The sequence below is a fragment of the Streptomyces sp. NPDC104226 genome (assembly GCF_055584085.1).
The window spans coordinates 101,098-118,704 of sequence record NZ_JBVJMS010000009.1; the positions used below are offsets into that span (position 1 = coordinate 101,098).

At 72.9% G+C, this 17,607-nt stretch carries 12 protein-coding genes; 11 read left to right on the forward strand and 1 reads right to left on the reverse strand.

What is annotated here, in order from left to right:
* Window positions 1-3: 3 nt before the first annotated feature.
* The 8 genes from ACZ60J_RS27080 (at window position 4) to ACZ60J_RS27115 (ending at window position 12,332) form a co-directional block, all read left to right on the forward strand.
* Window positions 4-1,179: a hydroxymethylglutaryl-CoA synthase gene (locus ACZ60J_RS27080; protein ID WP_469685734.1), complete on the forward strand. Its 1,176-nt coding sequence runs from the start codon at window positions 4-6 to the stop codon at window positions 1,177-1,179.
* A 124-nt stretch (window positions 1,180-1,303) separates the two neighbouring features.
* On the forward strand, window positions 1,304-2,746 hold the full coding sequence (locus tag ACZ60J_RS27085; protein ID WP_469685736.1) for a DUF4192 domain-containing protein: 1,443 nt from the start codon (window positions 1,304-1,306) through the stop codon (window positions 2,744-2,746).
* Between the two features lie 446 nt (window positions 2,747-3,192).
* The gene (locus tag ACZ60J_RS27090) at window positions 3,193-5,178 is read left to right on the forward strand and encodes a glycogen debranching N-terminal domain-containing protein (protein WP_469685738.1); all 1,986 of its coding nucleotides are present in this window, start codon (window positions 3,193-3,195) and stop codon (window positions 5,176-5,178) included.
* A gap of 105 nt (window positions 5,179-5,283) precedes the next feature.
* Complete coding sequence (locus tag ACZ60J_RS27095; protein ID WP_407836905.1) at window positions 5,284-6,030, forward strand: NUDIX hydrolase; 747 nt, start codon at window positions 5,284-5,286, stop codon at window positions 6,028-6,030.
* A gap of 206 nt (window positions 6,031-6,236) precedes the next feature.
* A complete protein-coding gene (locus ACZ60J_RS27100) occupies window positions 6,237-8,012 on the forward strand; it encodes an ATP-binding cassette domain-containing protein (protein WP_469685740.1) in 1,776 nt (591 codons plus the stop codon).
* Between the two features lie 150 nt (window positions 8,013-8,162).
* A complete protein-coding gene (locus tag ACZ60J_RS27105) occupies window positions 8,163-9,104 on the forward strand; it encodes a FadR/GntR family transcriptional regulator (protein WP_469685742.1) in 942 nt (313 codons plus the stop codon).
* 476 nt (window positions 9,105-9,580) lie between these two features.
* A complete protein-coding gene (locus ACZ60J_RS27110; RefSeq protein WP_469685744.1) occupies window positions 9,581-11,191 on the forward strand; it encodes an RNA polymerase sigma factor in 1,611 nt (536 codons plus the stop codon).
* A gap of 163 nt (window positions 11,192-11,354) precedes the next feature.
* On the forward strand, window positions 11,355-12,332 hold the full coding sequence (locus tag ACZ60J_RS27115; protein ID WP_469685746.1) for a S1 family peptidase: 978 nt from the start codon (window positions 11,355-11,357) through the stop codon (window positions 12,330-12,332).
* A 107-nt stretch (window positions 12,333-12,439) separates the two neighbouring features.
* Here ACZ60J_RS27115 and ACZ60J_RS27120 read toward each other — a convergent pair whose 3' ends face one another.
* Window positions 12,440-12,676, reverse strand: a complete 237-nt coding sequence (locus ACZ60J_RS27120) for a DUF7455 domain-containing protein (RefSeq protein ID WP_327255290.1) — start codon at window positions 12,674-12,676, stop codon at window positions 12,440-12,442.
* Window positions 12,677-13,122: 446 nt separating this feature from the next.
* Between ACZ60J_RS27120 and ACZ60J_RS27125 the strand changes: the two genes are divergently transcribed.
* The 3 genes from ACZ60J_RS27125 to ACZ60J_RS27135 all read left to right on the forward strand — a co-directional run bounded on the left by ACZ60J_RS27125 (window position 13,123) and on the right by ACZ60J_RS27135 (window position 17,567).
* Window positions 13,123-15,243: a DNA gyrase/topoisomerase IV subunit B gene (locus ACZ60J_RS27125; RefSeq protein ID WP_469685748.1), complete on the forward strand. Its 2,121-nt coding sequence runs from the start codon at window positions 13,123-13,125 to the stop codon at window positions 15,241-15,243.
* Window positions 15,244-15,429: 186 nt separating this feature from the next.
* On the forward strand, window positions 15,430-15,978 hold the full coding sequence (locus ACZ60J_RS27130) for a DUF485 domain-containing protein (RefSeq protein WP_469685750.1): 549 nt from the start codon (window positions 15,430-15,432) through the stop codon (window positions 15,976-15,978).
* Window positions 15,975-17,567: a solute symporter family protein gene (locus ACZ60J_RS27135; RefSeq protein WP_469685752.1), complete on the forward strand. Its 1,593-nt coding sequence runs from the start codon at window positions 15,975-15,977 to the stop codon at window positions 17,565-17,567. Before ACZ60J_RS27130 ends, ACZ60J_RS27135 begins: the two co-directional genes overlap by 4 nt.
* Window positions 17,568-17,607: the final 40 nt, after the last annotated feature.

Sequence of the window (17,607 nt, forward strand, 5' to 3'; positions counted from 1 at the left end):
CATATGTCCAGGGACCTCGCGGTCGGAATCCACGACCTTTCCTTCGCCACCGGCCAGCTCGTCCTCACGCACGAGACGCTGGCCGCCCACAACGGCACCGAGCTGGGCAAGTACCACGTGGGCATCGGCCAGCGGTCGATGAGCGTGCCCGCCGCCGACGAGGACATCGTGACGATGGGGGCCGCCGCTGCCGCCCCCATCCTCGCCCGGCACGGCGCCGACCGGATCCGTACGGTCGTCTTCGCCACGGAGTCCTCCGTCGACCAGGCGAAGGCGGCCGGCATCCACGTGCACTCGCTGCTGTCGATGCCCTCCGCGACCCGCGTCGTCGAGCTCAAGCAGGCGTGCTACGGCGGGACCGCGGCCCTTCAGTTCGCCATCGGCCTCGTCCACCGGGACCCCTCGCAGCAGGTCCTGGTGATCGCGAGCGACGTCTCGAAGTACGAGCTGGACCAGCCGGGCGAGGCCACCCAGGGGGCCGCGGCGGTGGCCATGCTGATCAGCGCCGACCCCGCTCTGGTGCGGATCGAGGAGCCGTCGGGGGTGTTCACCGCCGACATCATGGACTTCTGGCGGCCGAACTACCTCACCACCGCCCTGGTCGACGGGAAGGAGTCCGTCTCCGCGTACCTGCAGGCCATGGACGGTGCGTGGAAGGACTACACCGAGCAAGGCGGCCGCGCGTTCGACGAGTTCGCGGCGTTCTGCTACCACCAGCCGTTCACGAAGATGGCCCACAAGGCCCACCGGGCCCTGCTCGAGAGCTGCGGGCGGGAAGTCGACGAGGCCGAGGTGGTCCGTGCCGTCGGGCGGACGACGGCCTACAACGAGGAGATCGGCAACAGCTACACCGCATCCGTGTACCTCGGGCTGGCCGCCCTGCTCGACAACGCCGAGGACCTGACCGGGCAGGCGATCGGCCTGCTCAGCTACGGGTCGGGGAGCGTCGCCGAGTTCTTCGCCGGAGTCCCGGTCCCGGGCTACCGCGCACACCTGCGGTCCGAGCAGCACCGCGAGGCGATCGCCCGGCGCCGGGACATCGGCTACGCCGACTACCGGGAACGCCACGAGCAGGCCTTCCCGGCCGACGGAGGCGACCACCCCGCGCCGCGGGAGACCGGCGGGCCGTACCGGCTGGCCGGGCTGTTCGGGCACAAGCGGGTCTACGAGCCGAGGTAGGCGGGCGGGACGGCTGGCACCGGCGGCGGGCTTCGGCGCCGCCGGTTTGCCGTTGTCGCTGTGCCGCTGCCGGGAGTTATCCACAGGGGTTTCCGGATCCGGCCGGACACGGGACCTTCGGGACATGACGAACAACAACCACGAAGCGGCACGCATCCCGTCCGGTCCCTCGAAGGACCCCTCGTCCGCCGGCTCGTCCGGAGGCGTCGACGCATCCCGGATCACCCTGCGCAGTCCGGCCGAACTGGCCGACGCACTGCCCTACATGCTCGGCTTCCATCCGAGCGACTCCCTCGTCATGGTCGCCGTCCACGGGGAGGCCGGCCGCTTCGGCGGCCGGCTCCGGGTGGGCATTCCCGCGGCCCCCGACGAGTGGGAGGACACCGCCCGGCAGGTCGCCGACTGTCTGATCCGCGGCAGCGTGCGGCGCGGTTCCCGGCCCGACGGCATCATCGTGTTCCTCTGCCAGGACCCGCAGCGCGGCGGCAGTGCGCAGCGGGTGATGACCAGGCTGCGCCCCTTCGCCCAGCGGATCCGGCTGGCCTGCGGAGCCCTGGACGTGCCCGTACTGGAGGCCCTGTGCCTCTCCGCCGGGCGGTACTGGTCCTACTGCTGCCCGGACGGGCGGTGCTGCCCCGCCGAGGGCACCGCACTGGCCGCGCCGGGCACCTCGGTGATGGCGGCCGCGGCCACGTTCGCGGGACTCCAAGTGCGGGGCTCCCTGCGGGAGATCGAGCGCCGGCTGACACCGCTGCGCGGGCCGGCGGCCGACGTGATGGAAGGGGCCCTGGACCGGGCTGCCGTCGCGCTGGTGCCGAAGATCCTCGACGGGGCCACCCGGGAGGAGGTGGGTGCCGAGACCGTCCTGCTCGCCCGCGCGCTGATCCAGCGCATGACCCTGGCGCCGCCGTCCGAAGGCGGCCCCGGAGCCGATGCCTGGGACGACGCCCTCCTGGGCCACGACGAGGCCGCCTCGTTGATCCTCGGGCTCCAGGACCGCGAGATCCGTGACATCGCCGCCGAGTGGATGGAGGGCGAGGAGGCGGCCCCCGCGCTGCGGCTCTGGCGCGCATTGGCCCGGCGCTGCGTCGGGGCCTACGGGGAGCACGCGGCGGCTCCCCTCACCCTGGCGGGCTGGGTCTCCTGGTCCACGGGGGACGAGCCGACGGCCCGGATCGCCCTGGGGCTGGCGCTGCGGGCGGACGACGGCTATCGCTTCGCGCAGCTGCTGCACCATGCCTGCAACGAGGGGATCGACCCGGAGGGGCTGCGGGAGTGCTTGCGGGAGGAGCGGCGGCGCCGGGAGCCGCGCCGCGGGCGCCTGCCCGCGGGACCCCGGCGGGCAGGCTCCGCCACCAGGCCGCCGGGCCGCCCGGGCAGGACGGGGCACCCGGAGGGGCGCCCGGAGGGGCGCCCGGACAGGACGGGCGGGGGCGGGGTGGGCAGGACGGACGGGAAGGACAGGGCGGACGGGAAGGACGGGAAGGACGGGACGGGCAGTGCGGACAGGGCGGGCGGGCCGAGCAGCCGTCGGGAGTCCGGCAGCACCGCGGGGAGCGAGCAGTGAGGCGCGGGTGGGGGTGGGGCTCCGGCGCGGGCCGGTGCCGCGGCCGGCTTGAGGGCAGGTTGGGCCTACGGGTTGCGGGCTGGGATGGGGGCGGCCGGTTCGGCGGCCTGGGCACGGGCCGGAGTGCGGGCTGGGGCACGGGTCGGAGTACGGGCTGGGGCACGGGTCGGTTGCGTCGGCAGGACGCGGGCCGGTTGGGTCGGTGGGATGTGGGCCGGCTGGGCGGTCGAGAGGAGGGGTGCGGGTCCGGGCTCCGGGGGTGGCTGTGGGGAGGGGCGCGAGCGGTCTTGAGGCGGCCGCCCCCGCGAAGGCCGGTGCTCCGCCGGGCGCAGCCCCCTCCGGGGCCCGTGACCCGGGCGGGTGCGGGGGCGTTGCGCTGGGGGGTGGTGGGGATCCGGCCGCGCCGCCGCCCAGCCGATCCACCCGGAGCGCAGACAAGGCGACCCATGTCTCACCCCGTACCCCCCGCCCGCGTAGCCCCCACCCGCAGGCCCGACCTGCCGCCCGTGCACGGCGCCGTCATCTGCGTCTCCGCGCCGTGCCTGGTCATCTCGCCCGAGCACGGCCAGCTCACCGGGCGCGGCGTCGACGGGATCTACCGCGCCGGGCTCCGGCTGCTGTCCCGCTGCGTGCTGCGCGTCGCCGGCCGGGACCCCGTAGCGGTCCAGGGCCGCAGACTCGGCGCCGACCGGGCCTCCTTCACCGCGACCGTCCGCACCGGAGCGGAGCCCGGTCCCGACCCCGACGTCGGGGTCGAGCGGATCCGGCACGCCGACGGCACCGAACGGATCACCCTGCGCAGCTTCTCCGGCCGGCCCCTGCGGATCCCGGTGGAGATCTCGCTCGGCACCGACCTGGCGGAGCTGGCCGACGTGGCCGGCGGCCGGGCCGGGCCGGAGCTGCCGGCGGGGGTGCACGCCGCCGGGCTGCGCTGGACCAGCGGCGAGGCCCAGGCCGTCACCGCGGCCGACCCGCCTCCGGACGACGCCCTGGCCTCGGCCGGGCTGCTGCGCTGGCAGCTCGAACTGCGCCCCGGGGAGTCCCGCACCATCGAACTGCGGACCACCCGGGACCGAGGAGCCCGGGCCCCCGCCGGACAGGTGGCCAACCCGCTGTCCGACGACGCCCGCGCGGAGGGCGACGACCCGCGGGCCGAGGCATGGCTGCGCACGAGCGTGCAGGACCTGGGCGCCCTGCTGCTCAGGGACCCGAAGCAGCCGGCCGACAGCTACGCGGCGGCCGGAGTGCCGTGGAGGCTCGGTCTGGCCCCGGCGGAGTCCCTGTGGGCCGCCCGCATGGCGCTCCCGCTCGGCACCGGACTGGCCTCCGCGACCCTGCGGATCCTGGCCCGGACCCAGACCGCGGGGCGTGGCGCCGACGCGGGGAAGATCCCGGGGCCGCTCCGGGGGGCGGGGCCGCAGCTGCCCCCCGGGTGCACCGGGACCGAGGCGACGCTCGCCTTCGCCGCGGTGCTCGCCGAAGCCCGGCTCTGGGGGATGCCCGAGGCGGAGGTGGCCCAGCTGCTCCCCGCCGCAGAGCGGTGCCTGGACTGGCTCCGGGGCGCCTTCGGGGAGGACGGCTTCCTGGCCGATCCCGATCCGGGACCGCGGCGCTGTGAAACCCAGGCCCACGCCCATCGGGCCCTGCTCCTCGGGGCCGACCTGCTCGCCGGGTGCGGGCGTTCCGGAGCCGAGGAGTGGCGGGACCGGGCGGCCGCGCTGCGGGAGCGGTTCGCAGCCCGCTTCTGGGTCGACGGCCCGGACGGTGGCCGGCCCGCGGCGGCCTTACACCCCGACGGGCGGCCCCTGCCCCGGCTGACGGGGGCCGCCGCCCACCTGCTCGACACCGGGCTGCTCGGCGGCGGACGGCTCGCGCGCGGGCTGCTCGACCGGGTCCGCACCGAGCAGCTGGCACGGCTGCTGGGAGCCCCCGCCATGGACTGCGGCTGGGGGCTGCGCAGCATGGCGGTCCGCGAGCCGGGGCACAACCCGTTCGGGTACCGCTCGGGCGCGGTGCGACCGTACGAGAGCGCGGTCGCCGTGGCCGGCCTGGCCCAGGCAGGCTTCGAGAAGGAGGCCACGGGGCTGCTCAGGGGCCTGCTGGACGCGGCGGAGAGCTTCGGGTACCGCCTCCCGGAGATGTACGCGGCCGAGCAGCGCACCGAGGGCAGTGCTCCGCTTCCGCACCCGGCGGCCTGCCGACCGGCGGCGGTCGCGGCGGCCGCGGGGATCCACGTACTGACCGCGCTGGCCGGTATCCGTCCGGACGCCCCCGCCGGCACGGTCGCCCTCGCCCCGCTCCCCGGTGCTCCGCTCGGCGGGCTCCGCCTCTCCGGGCTGCGGGTTTCGGGGGAGCCCTTCGCCGTCCGGATCAGCCGGATGGGCCTGGGCATGGTGGAGGAGGCCGCCGATGCGCTGCAACTGGGCGGGTAGGAGGGGCCCTGGCGATCGGGCCGCAGCGGGCCGGGGCTTCCGGTTCCCGGGGCCGAAGATCCCCAAAGCTCTGTTTATCGTCAGGCAGACGACTATGATCGCGTCATGTCGCCCTACGACCCGTCGGCCTTTCCGCCCTTCGCCGTCACCGTCGACCTGGTCGTGCTCACCGTGCGGCGCCATGCGCTCTGCGCATTGGCCATCCGACGGGGTGAGCAGCCCTTCCAGGGACGCTGGGCGCTGCCCGGCGGCTTCGTCCGCGGGGACGAGGACCTGTCGGCGGCCGCGGCCCGAGAACTGTCCGAGGAGACCGGCCTCTGCGCCCACGACCCGGCCGCTCCGGACGTGGGCAACGGGGCGCACCTCGAACAGCTGGCGACCTACGGCGATCCGAAGCGGGATCCGCGCATGCGCGTGGTCAGCGTCGCGCATCTGGTGCTGGCTCCGGATCTGCCCGCCCCGCGGGCCGGCGGCGATGCCAACAGTGCGCGCTGGGCGCCCGTCGACGAGCTCCTGTCCACGGACGGCCAGACCGGTGCCGGACTCGCCTTCGACCACGAGCAGATCCTCGCCGACGGGGTCGAGCGGGCCCGCTCGAAGATCGAGTACTCCTCGCTGGCCACCGCCTTCTGTCCGCCCGAGTTCACCGTCGGCGAGCTGCGCCGGGTCTACGAGGCGGTCTGGGGCGTCGCCCTCGACCCCCGCAACTTCCACCGCAAGGTCACCGGCACCCCCGGGTTCCTGGTCCCGGCCGGGGGCACGACGACGCGTCAGGGCGGCCGTCCCGCCCAGCTGTTCCGGGCCGGCGGGGCGACCCTGCTCAACCCGCCGATGCTGCGCCCCGAGGTCTGACGCACGGGCGCCCCGCCCCGCCGCCGGGGCGCCACGAGGGCCGGCGGCCCGGCCGGTACCGGGGCTCGCACGGCCGGGGGCGACGGCTTCGCTGCCGACACGGACGAGAGGCGCGACCACCTACGCCTTAAATCGGACATATCGCGTTATCTTGTTAGCGGTACTCACCCTGCCGCAGAGCGGTCTCACACCCCGCGAGAGAAGCGATGCTCCAGGCCATCGGACTCACCAGCACCCCCCGCCGCAACCACCCGCCCCTCGTGGACGACCTCACCTTCGAGGCCCGCCCCGGGAGCGTGACCGCACTGCTCGGCGAGCCCGGCTCGGGCAAGACGACCGCGCTGCGGCTCATGCTCGAACTCGAACCGGGCCGCGGAGTCACCTACTTCCGCGGGCGCCCCCTGCACCGGATCCCGCATCCGGGCCGCGAGGTCGGCGTGCTGCTCGGCGATCTCCCCGGCACCCCCTCGCGCACCGTGCGCGGCCAGCTGCGGATGCTCTGTGCCGCCGCCGGCGTGCCGGCCGCACGGGCCGACGCCATGCTGGAGGTCGTCGGTGTCGCGGGGCTGCGCGACCAGCGGCTCGGCTCGCTCTCGCTCGGCATGGAGCGCAGGGTCGCGCTGGCTGCCGCCCTGCTCGCCGACCCCTGCACGCTCCTCCTCGACGAGCCCGCCGCCGGGCTCTCGCCCCGTGAACGGAGCTGGCTGCACGGGCTGCTGCGCGGCCACGCCTCCCTCGGCGGCGCGGTGCTCTTCACCACCGACGATGCGAAGGAGGCCGCCCGCAGCGCGGACCGGGTGGTGAGCATCGAGGCGGGCCGGCTCGTCGCCGACCAGGACGCCCACGAGTTCGCCCGGACCCGGCTCCGGCCGCGGGTCGCCGTCCGCACCCCGCACGCCGCCCGGCTGGCCGACGTACTGGGCCGGGAGGCGCGGGCCGCCCGGCGCACGGTCGAGATCGTGGAGGAGAGCGGCAGCCGGCTGTCCGTCTACGGCAGCAACTGCGCCGAGATCGGCGAGGCCGCCTTCCGCAACGGCGTGCTCGTCCACCAACTCGCCGACGAGACCGGCGATGCGGGAGCGCAGCCGTCGCTGCCGCGCGCCCGGGACCGCGCCGGATCCGGGGCCCCGGCCGTGTCCGGAGCGGGCGACGCCGCCCGAACCACCCGGCCGTCCCGGCCGAACCGGCCCGCCTCGGCCGTGCGCCGGCTCGGCGGCCCGCTGCGGCCCCTGCGCTACGAGCTGCACCGGACCTTCGGCACCGTCACCCCCGTGCTCACCGCCGCCTTCGTCGTCGCCGTCTCGGTCGTCACCGCGCTGGTGCTGGCCCGGGCCGGCCAGACTCCGCAGAACCGGTTGCTCGCCGCCTGGCCGGAGTTGCTGCCGCTGCCGCCCGCGGCGCTCGGGGCCGGACTGCTCGGCGCCCTGGCCTTCGGCGAGGAGTACCGCTACCCCGCGCTCGCCGCCGACCGCGGCACCGTTCCGCGCCGACTCGGGCTGCTCACGGCGAAACTCGGAGTCAGCGCCGCCCTGGCGCTGCTGCTCGGCGCCCTCGCCGTGACCGCGGACGCCGCCGCCCTCACGCTGGTGTTCGGCGGCGGGCCGCTCCGTACGCCCGCGGAGTGGGTCTCCCCGGCCGCGAGTTGGGCGGGGCTGCTCATCGGCTGCGCCTGGTCCGGAGTCCTGGCCTCAGGGGTCTTCCGGTCCGCCTCCGCAGGTCTGGCCGCGGTGCTCGCCGTACCGGTCATGGTCGTACCGCTGGTGCGCAAGGCCCTGGACGGCCCGTCCGCGTACCCGGTCACCGGACTCGCGGAGCGGCTGCGCGGCCTGGCCTGGGCGCAGTGGCCGCCGGAGGCGGACCGGCTGGTCCTCGGTGCGATCCGGGTGATGGCCCAACCCGTCGGCACGGCACTGGTGTTGTCGCTGATGGTCCTGTTGTGCGCCTATGGGTTCACAGGACTGCGCGGCCGCGTCCGTTTGTGAGGGATCGATGGTGATCGTTCCGGTGTCGGTCCGGACCCAAAGGGACCGTTGTGGTCCACATCAGGCCCCGCGGACCGCAACTCCCCACGAATAGCCCGGTTCCTTACGATAAGTCGTCAATTGCGTAGGTGGCACCGATCACCCTTTCGTGTGCTTTTCACCAAAGACCTCAAGGGTCGTGGAGGCGCGGCCGACAAAGGATTCGTGAGTACCCTTGCGCACACCATGATGACCGCCGCCCGCCATGCCGATTCCGGCCTCGCCGGCGCGGGCGAACTCGACCGCTACCCCTACCCGGAGGCCTCGGGGGCCGACCGGGTGGGCGTGCCCCACTGGGACGGATCCGACGTCGAATTGGGCCGGGTCGGCCGCCGCGCCGCAGGCAGCCGCGGCCGCGGCCTGCACGGCCAACTCGTCCAGCAGCTCGGCCAGATGATCGTTTCCGGCGACCTCGGCGCGGACCGCCCGCTGGTCCCCGAGGAGATCGGACAGCGTTTCGAGGTCTCCCGCACCGTCGTCCGCGAGTCCCTGCGCGTCCTCGAGGCCAAGGGCCTCGTCAGCGCCCGTCCCAACGTCGGCACCCGGGTCCGCCCGGTCGCCGACTGGAACCTGCTCGACCCCGACATCATCGAGTGGCGCGCCTTCGGTCCGCAGCGCGAGGACCAGCGCCGTGAGCTGGGCGAACTCCGCTGGACCATCGAGCCCCTCGCGGCCCGGCTCGCCGCCGGCCACGGCCGGCCGGAGATCCAGCAGCGCCTCGCCGACATGGTCGAGATCATGGGGCACGCTCTCGGGCAGGGTGATTCGATCACCTTCGCGCGCGCCGACAACGAGTTCCACGCCCTGCTGATCCAGGTCGCGGCCAACCGCATGCTGGAGCACCTCTCCGGCATCGTCTCCTCCGCCCTGCAGGTGTCCGGCAGTCCCGTCACCGCCTGCGACCGCCCCAGCGAGACCTGCGTCGCGCACCACGCGCGCATGGTCGAGTGCCTCGCCTCCGGTGACGCGACCGGCGCGGAGAACGCCATGCGGCAGCTTCTGACGGTGCATCCGGAGGTCGAGCGCGTGGTCCCCGCCCCGCGCGAGCACTGACGGGCCGCACTGCAAGGGCGCGGGCGCGTCGATGGGCCGAGCACCCCGGGCGGCATCCCCGGAAGGGGGCCGGGGAGGGCGCGGCAGCAGCGGAGTCCGGCTCCCCGCCGGGGTTCTGAGCGCCCCGGCCGGTTCCGGCTCCGGTCCGCGGCCGCCCGGAGGCCGATTCCGGGGAGCTGTCCGGCCCGCGAAACGGGGCGTGTTAGGGCACACCGGGCGTGCAGAAAATCCGGTATGACCGGCATGGCATCAAACGGGGTGTGACTCGGGCCACGAAGATTGGGCGTAACGCTCCGCGAGGTCACGCGATGACCTAAGAGGTGATGGCCGACGGAGGGAAGACAGCAGCCCTTGGGGATGCTGTGCAGCTCCCCGGCCCCTGCCCGCGCCCCCGGCCCATCCCCAGTCGGTGGTCGTCGGCTCCGGTCCAGCACCACCAGGCCGGGGTCGGAAGCCGTTTCCATCGTTCCGAGAGGTTGTTCGTGTCGGCCAGCACATCCCGTACGCTCCCGCCGGAGATCGCCGATTCCGAGTCTGTGATGGCGCTCATCGAGCGGGGCAAGGCCGAGGGGCAGATCGCCGGCGATGACGTGCGTCGGGCCTTCGAGGCTGACCAGATTCCTGCGACCCAGTGGAAGAATGTTCTGCGCAGCCTCAACCAGATCCTCGAGGAAGAGGGTGTGACGCTGATGGTCAGTGCCGCGGAGTCGCCCAAGCGCACCACCCGCAAGAGCGTCGCAGCGAAGAGCCCCGTCAAGCGGACGGCCACCGAGCCCGTGGCCAAGAAGGCGGCGGCCAGGACGGCGGCCGCGCCCGCCGTGGCCGGACCGGACGCGGCGGCCGGGGCGGCGGAACCGGACGCCACCGGCACGGACGCAGCCTTCGACGCCCTCGCGGAGGGGACCGCGACCGAGCCCGCAGCCAAGAAGACGGCGGCGAAGAAGGCCGCGGCGAAGAAGGCCGCACCCGCCAAGAAGACCGCGGCGAAGAAGACGGCGGCGAAGAAGACCACCGCCAAGAAGGACGCCGACGAAGCGGGCGACGAGGACTCCGCGGAAGACAGCCCCGGAGCCGCCAAGGCCGAGTCCGAGGACGAGGAGGAAGGCGCCGAGAGCAAGGGCTTCGTCATCTCGGACGACGAGGACGACGCCCCGGCCCAGCAGGTCGCCGTGGCCGGCGCCACCGCCGACCCCGTCAAGGACTACCTCAAGCAGATCGGCAAGGTTCCCCTCCTCAACGCCGAGCAGGAGGTCGAGCTCGCCAAGCGCATCGAGGCCGGACTCTTCGGCGAGGACAAGCTCGCCAACTCCGACAAGCTGGCGCCGAAGCTCAAGCGCGAGCTGGAGATCATCGCCGAGGACGGCCGCCGGGCCAAGAACCACCTGCTGGAGGCCAACCTCCGCCTCGTGGTCTCCCTCGCCAAGCGCTACACCGGCCGCGGCATGCTCTTCCTGGACCTGATCCAGGAGGGCAACCTGGGTCTGATCCGCGCCGTGGAGAAGTTCGACTACACCAAGGGCTACAAGTTCTCCACGTACGCCACCTGGTGGATCCGGCAGGCGATCACCCGCGCCATGGCCGACCAGGCCCGCACCATCCGCATCCCGGTGCACATGGTCGAGGTCATCAACAAGCTGGCCCGCGTCCAGCGCCAGATGCTCCAGGACCTGGGCCGCGAGCCCACCCCGGAGGAGCTGGCGAAGGAACTCGACATGACCCCCGAGAAGGTCATCGAGGTCCAGAAGTACGGCCGCGAGCCGATCTCCCTGCACACCCCGCTCGGCGAGGACGGCGACAGCGAGTTCGGCGACCTCATCGAGGACTCCGAAGCCGTCGTGCCGGCCGATGCCGTGAGCTTCACGCTCCTGCAGGAGCAGCTGCACTCGGTTCTCGACACGCTGAGCGAGCGCGAGGCGGGCGTGGTCTCGATGCGCTTCGGCCTCACCGACGGCCAGCCCAAGACCCTCGACGAGATCGGCAAGGTCTACGGGGTCACCCGTGAGCGCATCCGCCAGATCGAGTCGAAGACCATGTCGAAGCTCCGTCACCCGTCGCGCTCGCAGGTGCTGCGCGACTACCTCGACTAGCACGGACTGGCACGGACGATCACGGGCCTGGCACGGACCGGGTCCGGACCGGGGTGCGGCGAGGGGTTCGCCGCAGGTCGTCGCCGGTGGCCGCGCGGGTGCGCACGGCCACCGGGCGTCCCACTCTGAGTGGAGTCATGCACACTCGGAGTCAGGAGGCCTCATGCGTCGTCCCTTTGCCCGTGTCCTGGCGGGAGCGCTGACCCTGGTGGCGGGAGCGGCGGCGGCGCCGCTCTTCCAGGCGCCGCGAGCTGCCGCGGACAGCGTGGTGATCGGCGGAACGCCGGTGAAGGTGGCCGATGCCCCCTGGGTGGTGGCCCTCGCGAGCCGTGACCGGTTCGGGGGTACGCGCGGCGGGCAGTTCTGCGGGGGTGTCCTCGTCGGCCCGACCACGGTGGTGACCGCGGCGCACTGCCTGGGGCGCCAGGTGCTGGGCGGCCCGGTCGAGTCCGTCCGCGACTTCCGGGTGATCACCGGGCGTGCGGAGCTGCGTGCGGGCGAGGGCCGCGAGATCGCGGTGCGTTCCGCCCGGGTGAACCCGGCCTACGACCCGGCCAGCAACGCCGGCGACCTGGCGGTCCTGGAGCTGGCCGAAGCCGTGGCCGCGCAGAACGTGCTGCCGATGGCCGACCACGGCCATCCGGCGTACGGCGCCGGCACCCAGGCGGCCGTGTACGGCTGGGGCGACACCAGCGGCTTCGGCGACTACGCCTACGCGCTGCGGGCCGCCAGGGTGACGGTGCTGGCGGACGAGGTGTGCGGGCGGGCCTACCCGGGAGACGCCGACGGTCAGTACCGGGCCGACTCCATGGTGTGCGCGGGGGACCGGGAGGGCGGGAAGGACGCCTGCCAGGGGGACAGCGGCGGTCCCCTGGTGGCCCAGGGCCGGCTCATCGGGCTGGTGTCCTGGGGGCGCGGCTGCGGGCGGGCGGACAGCCCGGGGGTGTACACGCGGATCGCTCCGCTGATCGGCTTCGTCGCCGACCCGGCCCGCGTCGCCGACTCCGCCAGCGGCCCGGAGACGGCCCGGGGGAAGCTGGGCCGTCCTGGTGCCCGCGGAGTGCTGGGGATGGACGTACGCCCCGCTCAGGGGCCCGGGAGGGGCCTCGCAGAGGGGGACCGGCCCGCGCCGCGGCGCTGAACCGCGTCCGGACATGAGGACGGGCGGTCCCTCTGGGTCGCAGAGGTACCGCCCGTCGACCGGCTTCGCCGGTCCTGGCTCGTCGGATGCGAGGTATAGGCCTTGTGTCAGCGGTCCTCGGGGTCGGCGGCACTGGCCGCCGGAGCGGACGTAAGCCGCTCGGTCTCATCCTGTATTTCCGCGGCGATCTTCTTGAGTTCCGGCTCGAACTTGCGCCCGTGGTGGGCGCAGAAGAGCAGTTCACCGCCGCTCAGCAGGACGACGCGCAGATATGCCTGGGCGCCACAACGGTCGCATCGGTCAGCGGCCGTCAGCGGGGTCGCGGGTGTCAGAACAGTAGTCACGTCGCCTCTTCTCTAGCTCGACGAGCTGTCGTACCAGGGTCAACATCCAACCAGGCCGAAAACGTTCCCGCTCGCGGCTTTTCCTCGAAACTTCCTTCCGAAGCTGGCCGGCCGTTGCCGGTTGGCGGCGAAGGAGCCGTATTGCGTTGCTTTACGGTTTCGCGTTGTCAGGTCGTTCGCTTGTCGCAGTTCTGCCCTCTCCGGCTGAGTGCCGGTTGTTCATGAGGACGTGCCCGAACACTAAATGGTTCATGCGCGGAAGGGAACGTGATGTTTGCTTCACTCCGACGGGGGATCGAACATGCGTACGGACCTGCACTAGGCTGACGAAGGGGCTGGGGTGGCGTTGCATCGGCTCTACCAGGCCTCGGTACCCTTCCAGCGGCAACCGAGCCACCACTGCGCCCGACCGGGCCAGAAAAAGAATTCAGCGAGGAGCGAACTGCGTGACCGCCGACACGTCCGTGCCTTCCAGCGCACTGCTGACCGGAGCAGACCGGGACGGCTCCAACTACACCGCGCGGCACCTGCTCGTCCTCGAGGGCCTCGAGGCCGTCCGCAAGCGCCCCGGCATGTATATCGGCTCCACCGACAGCAGGGGCCTCATGCACTGCCTCTGGGAGATCATCGACAATTCCGTCGATGAGGCCCTGGGCGGCTACTGCGACCACATCGAGGTGATCCTCCATGAGGACTCCTCCGTGGAGGTCCGCGACAACGGTCGCGGCATCCCCGTCGACATCGAGCCCAAGACCGGCCTCTCCGGCGTCGAGGTCGTCATGACCAAGCTGCACGCCGGCGGCAAGTTCGGCGGCGGCTCGTACGCGGCCTCCGGCGGCCTGCACGGCGTCGGCGCCTCCGTGGTCAACGCGCTCTCGGCGCGTCTGGACGTGGAGGTCGACCGGGGCAGCACCACGCAGGCGATCAGCTTCCGCCGCGGCGTCCCCGGCACGTTCACCGAGCAGGGCCCCGACAGCCCCTTCGACCCGGCCAACGGTCTGCGCAAGGGCAAGCGGATCGCCAAGGGCAAGACGGGCACCCGGATCCGCTACTGGGCCGACCGGCAGATCTTCCTCAAGGACGCCAAGCTCACGCTGGAGACGCTCTACCAGCGCGCCCGCCAGACGGCCTTCCTCGTGCCCGGCCTGACCATCGTGGTCCGCGACGAGCGGGCCCTGGACGGCGCGGGCAAGACCGAGGAGACCTTCCGCTTCGACGGGGGCATCAGCGAGTTCTGCGAGTACCTCGCCCAGGACAAGGCGGCCTGCGACGTCCTGCGCCTGAGTGGCACCGGCACCTTCAAGGAGACCGTCCCGGTCCTCGACGACCGCGGCCACATGACCCCCACCGAGGTCACCCGCGAGCTCGGCGTGGACATCGCCCTGCGCTGGGGCACGGGGTACGAGACGAACGTGAAGTCGTTCGTGAACATCATCGCCACCCCCAAGGGCGGTACCCACGTCTCCGGCTTCGAGCGCTCGGTCACCAAGACCGTGAACGAGGTGCTGCGCTCCGCGAAGCTGCTGCGGGTCGCCGAGGACGACGTGGTCAAGGACGACGCGATGGAGGGCATGACGGCGGTCGTCACCGTCCGCCTCGCCGAGCCGCAGTTCGAGGGGCAGACCAAGGAGGTGCTCGGCACCTCGGCGGCCACCCGGATCGTCGCGGCTGTCGTCGCCAAGGAGCTCAAGGCCTTCCTGACCTCCACCAAGCGCGACGACAAGCAGCAGGCCCGCTCCGTGATGGAGAAGATCGTCGCGGCCGCCCGGACCCGGATCGCGGCCCGCCAGCACAAGGAGGCGCAGCGCCGGAAGACCGCGCTGGAGTCCTCCTCGCTGCCCGCCAAGCTGGCCGACTGCCGCAGCGACGACGTGGAGCGCAGCGAGCTCTTCATCGTCGAGGGCGACTCGGCGCTCGGTACGGCCAAGCTCGCCCGGAACTCCGAGTTCCAGGCCCTGCTGCCCATCCGGGGCAAGATCCTCAACGTCCAGAAGTCCTCGGTCTCGGACATGCTCAAGAACGCCGAGTGCGGGGCGATCATCCAGGTCATAGGAGCCGGCTCGGGCCGGACCTTCGACATCGACGCCGCCCGGTACGGGAAGATCGTCCTGCTCGTGGACGCCGATGTGGACGGCGCGCACATCCGCTGCCTGCTGCTCACGCTCTTCCAGCGCTACATGCGTCCCATGGTCGAGGCGGGCCGGGTCTTCGCCGCGGTGCCGCCGCTGCACCGGATCGAGCTCGTCCAGCCGAAGAAGGGCCAGGACAAGTACGTCTACACGTACTCGGACAACGAGCTGCGCCAGACCCTGCTGGAGTACCAGCGCAAGAACATCCGGTACAAGGACTCGATCCAGCGCTACAAGGGCCTCGGCGAGATGGATGCCGACCAGCTGGCGGAGACCACGATGGATCCCCGGTTCCGCACCCTGCGGCGGATCAACATCGGCGACCTGGACTCGGCCGAGTCGGTGTTCGACCTGCTCATGGGCAACGAGGTGGCTCCGCGCAAGGAGTTCATCACCAGCTCCGCCGCCACTCTGGACCGGTCGCGGATCGACGCCTGACCGGGCACCGACGACGGAAGGGCCACCGGGGGATCTCCGGTGGCACTTCCTCCGCCCTGGCACACCGGTGCTCTTCACTCCATCACCTGATGGAGTGAAGAGCACCGGGACACCAGTCCGGAAACCGGTCCTCCCGCACATCCTTGGGGGCACGCAGCCACTGCGGCGGCGGACAAGGAGAGTTCGGTGGACAAGCACGAAGGTCGTGATGCCGGAACGATCCGGCTGGACGACCCCTGGTACGACGCGCTGGCCGTCGGTTGGGGCGAGGGCGAGGGTGCCGGCGTAGGCGAGGGGCCCGGTGGAGCGGCCGGCGGGGGAGCGGAAACGTCACCGCCGAGTTCCTCCCCCGGTGGCACGCCCCCGCGCGCGGCGTCCGACATCTACCTGGAAGTGCAGCGCAGCGCCGCCTTCCAGGAAGTGCGCGGCCGCTACCGGAGGTTCGTCGTCCCCGCCACCGTCGGCTTCTTCCTCTGGTACGTGGCCTACGTGGTCGTCGCGACCACGGCGCCCGGCATGATGGCCCGGCCGGTGTTCGGGTCCGTCAACGTGGCCCTGCTCGCGGGCCTCGGCCAGTTCCTCAGCACCTTCCTGCTGACCTGGGCCTACGCCCGCCACGCCCGGCTGCGGCGCGACCGCGCGGCGCTGGACCTGCGCTGGACGGTCTTCGAGCAGGAGCAGGTCCGCCGGGCGGACGCCGGGAAGCGCACCCGCGCACGGGGGGCGGGCCGGTGACCACCGAACACCAGACCCTGGCGCTGCTCCTGTTCAGCGTCTTCATCGCCGTCACCCTGGGCATCACCACCTGGGTGAGCCGCAACCGGCACGGTTCGGCAGAGGAGTTCTACGCGGGCGGACGGCTGTTCTCCCCGATGGAGAACGGTTTCGCCATCGCCGGCGACTACATGTCCGCCGCCTCCTTCCTCGGCATCTCCGGCCTCATCGCCCTCTTCGGCTACGACGGCCTGCTGTACTCGGTGGGCTTCCTCGTCGCCTGGCTGGTCGTCCTGTTCCTCGTCGCCGAACTCGTCCGCAACTGCGGCCGGTTCACCCTGGCCGACGTGGTCGCCGCGCGGATGAGCGAGCGGCCCGTGCGGATCGCCGCCGGAACCTCGTCGGTGGTCGTCTCCGTGCTCTACCTCGTCGCGCAGATGGTCGGCGCCGGCAGCCTCGTGGGCCTGCTGCTCGCCGATTCGGGCCGCACCGCACGGACATTGACCGTCATCGGGGTCGGTGCGCTCATGGTGATCTACGTGTCCTTCGGCGGCATGCGGGCCACCACCTGGATCCAGATCGTCAAGGCCGTCCTGCTGATGGGCGGCGCGATCACCCTGACGGTGCTCGTGCTGCTGCGCTTCCACGGGAACTTCGACCAGCTGCTCAGCAGCGCCGCCGAGCGCAGTGGCCACGGCGACCGGTTCCTGGGCCCCGGGCTCAAGTACGGAGGCGACTGGACGGCCCGCTTCGACTTCATGAGCCTCGGGCTCGCCCTGGTCCTGGGCACGGCCGGGCTGCCGCACATCCTGTCCCGCTTCTACACCGTGCCCACGGCTCGGGCGGCCCGCCGGTCGGTGGTGTGGGCGATCGGGCTGATCGGCGGCTTCTACCTGATGACCATCGTGCTCGGCTTCGGTGCGGCGGCGCTGCTCGGGCCGGAGCAGGTCAAGGCCTCCAACGCCTCGGGGAACACCGCGGTGCCGCTGCTCGCCGCCTTCCTGGGCGGCGGGGCCGACACGACCGGCGGCGCGGTGCTGTTCGCCTTCGTGGCGGCCATCGCCTTCGCGACCATCCTCGCGGTGGTCGCGGGGATCACCCTCGCCTCGTCGGCCTCCGTCGCGCACGACCTGTACGCCTCGCTCAAGCGCCGCCACGCCCGGCAGCGCAGCGAGGTGGCGGTGGCCAGGGTGGCGGCGGTCGGGATCGGTGCGGTGGCGATCGCGCTGGGTCTGCTCGCCCAGGACCTGAACGTGGCCTTCCTGGTGGGCCTGGCCTTCGCGGTGGCCGCCTCGGCGAACCTGCCGGTGCTCCTGTACTCGCTGTTCTGGCGCGGGTTCACCACGCGGGGCGCCGTCTGGTCGGTGTACGGCGGGCTGCTGCCCGCGGTGCTGCTGGTGGCCCTGTCCCCGGTGGTCTCCGGCAGCCCCGAATCCCTGTTCCCGGGCGTGGACTTCCAGTTCTTCCCGCTCCAGAACCCGGGCATCGTGTCCATCCCGCTGGGCTTCCTGGCGGGCTGGCTGGGCACCGTGACCTCGGCGGAGGAGCCGGACGAGCGGCGGCACGCGGAGACCGAGGTCCGCGCGTTGACGGGCGCCGGAGCGGTGTAGCGCCGGCCGGTACGGCGGGGAGCGGGACCGGCCGCGGGCC

Excerpts from the sequence above, each read along its gene's own strand:
- ACZ60J_RS27080 (WP_469685734.1), top strand. The coding sequence starts at position 4 with ATGTCCAGGGACCTCGCGGTCGGAATCCACGACCTTTCCTTCGCCACC.
- ACZ60J_RS27085 (WP_469685736.1), top strand. The coding sequence starts at position 1,304 with ATGACGAACAACAACCACGAAGCGGCACGCATCCCGTCCGGTCCCTCG.
- ACZ60J_RS27090 (WP_469685738.1), top strand. The coding sequence starts at position 3,193 with ATGTCTCACCCCGTACCCCCCGCCCGCGTAGCCCCCACCCGCAGGCCC.
- ACZ60J_RS27095 (WP_407836905.1), top strand. The coding sequence starts at position 5,284 with ATGTCGCCCTACGACCCGTCGGCCTTTCCGCCCTTCGCCGTCACCGTC.
- ACZ60J_RS27100 (WP_469685740.1), top strand. The coding sequence starts at position 6,237 with ATGCTCCAGGCCATCGGACTCACCAGCACCCCCCGCCGCAACCACCCG.
- ACZ60J_RS27115 (WP_469685746.1), top strand. The coding sequence starts at position 11,355 with ATGCGTCGTCCCTTTGCCCGTGTCCTGGCGGGAGCGCTGACCCTGGTG.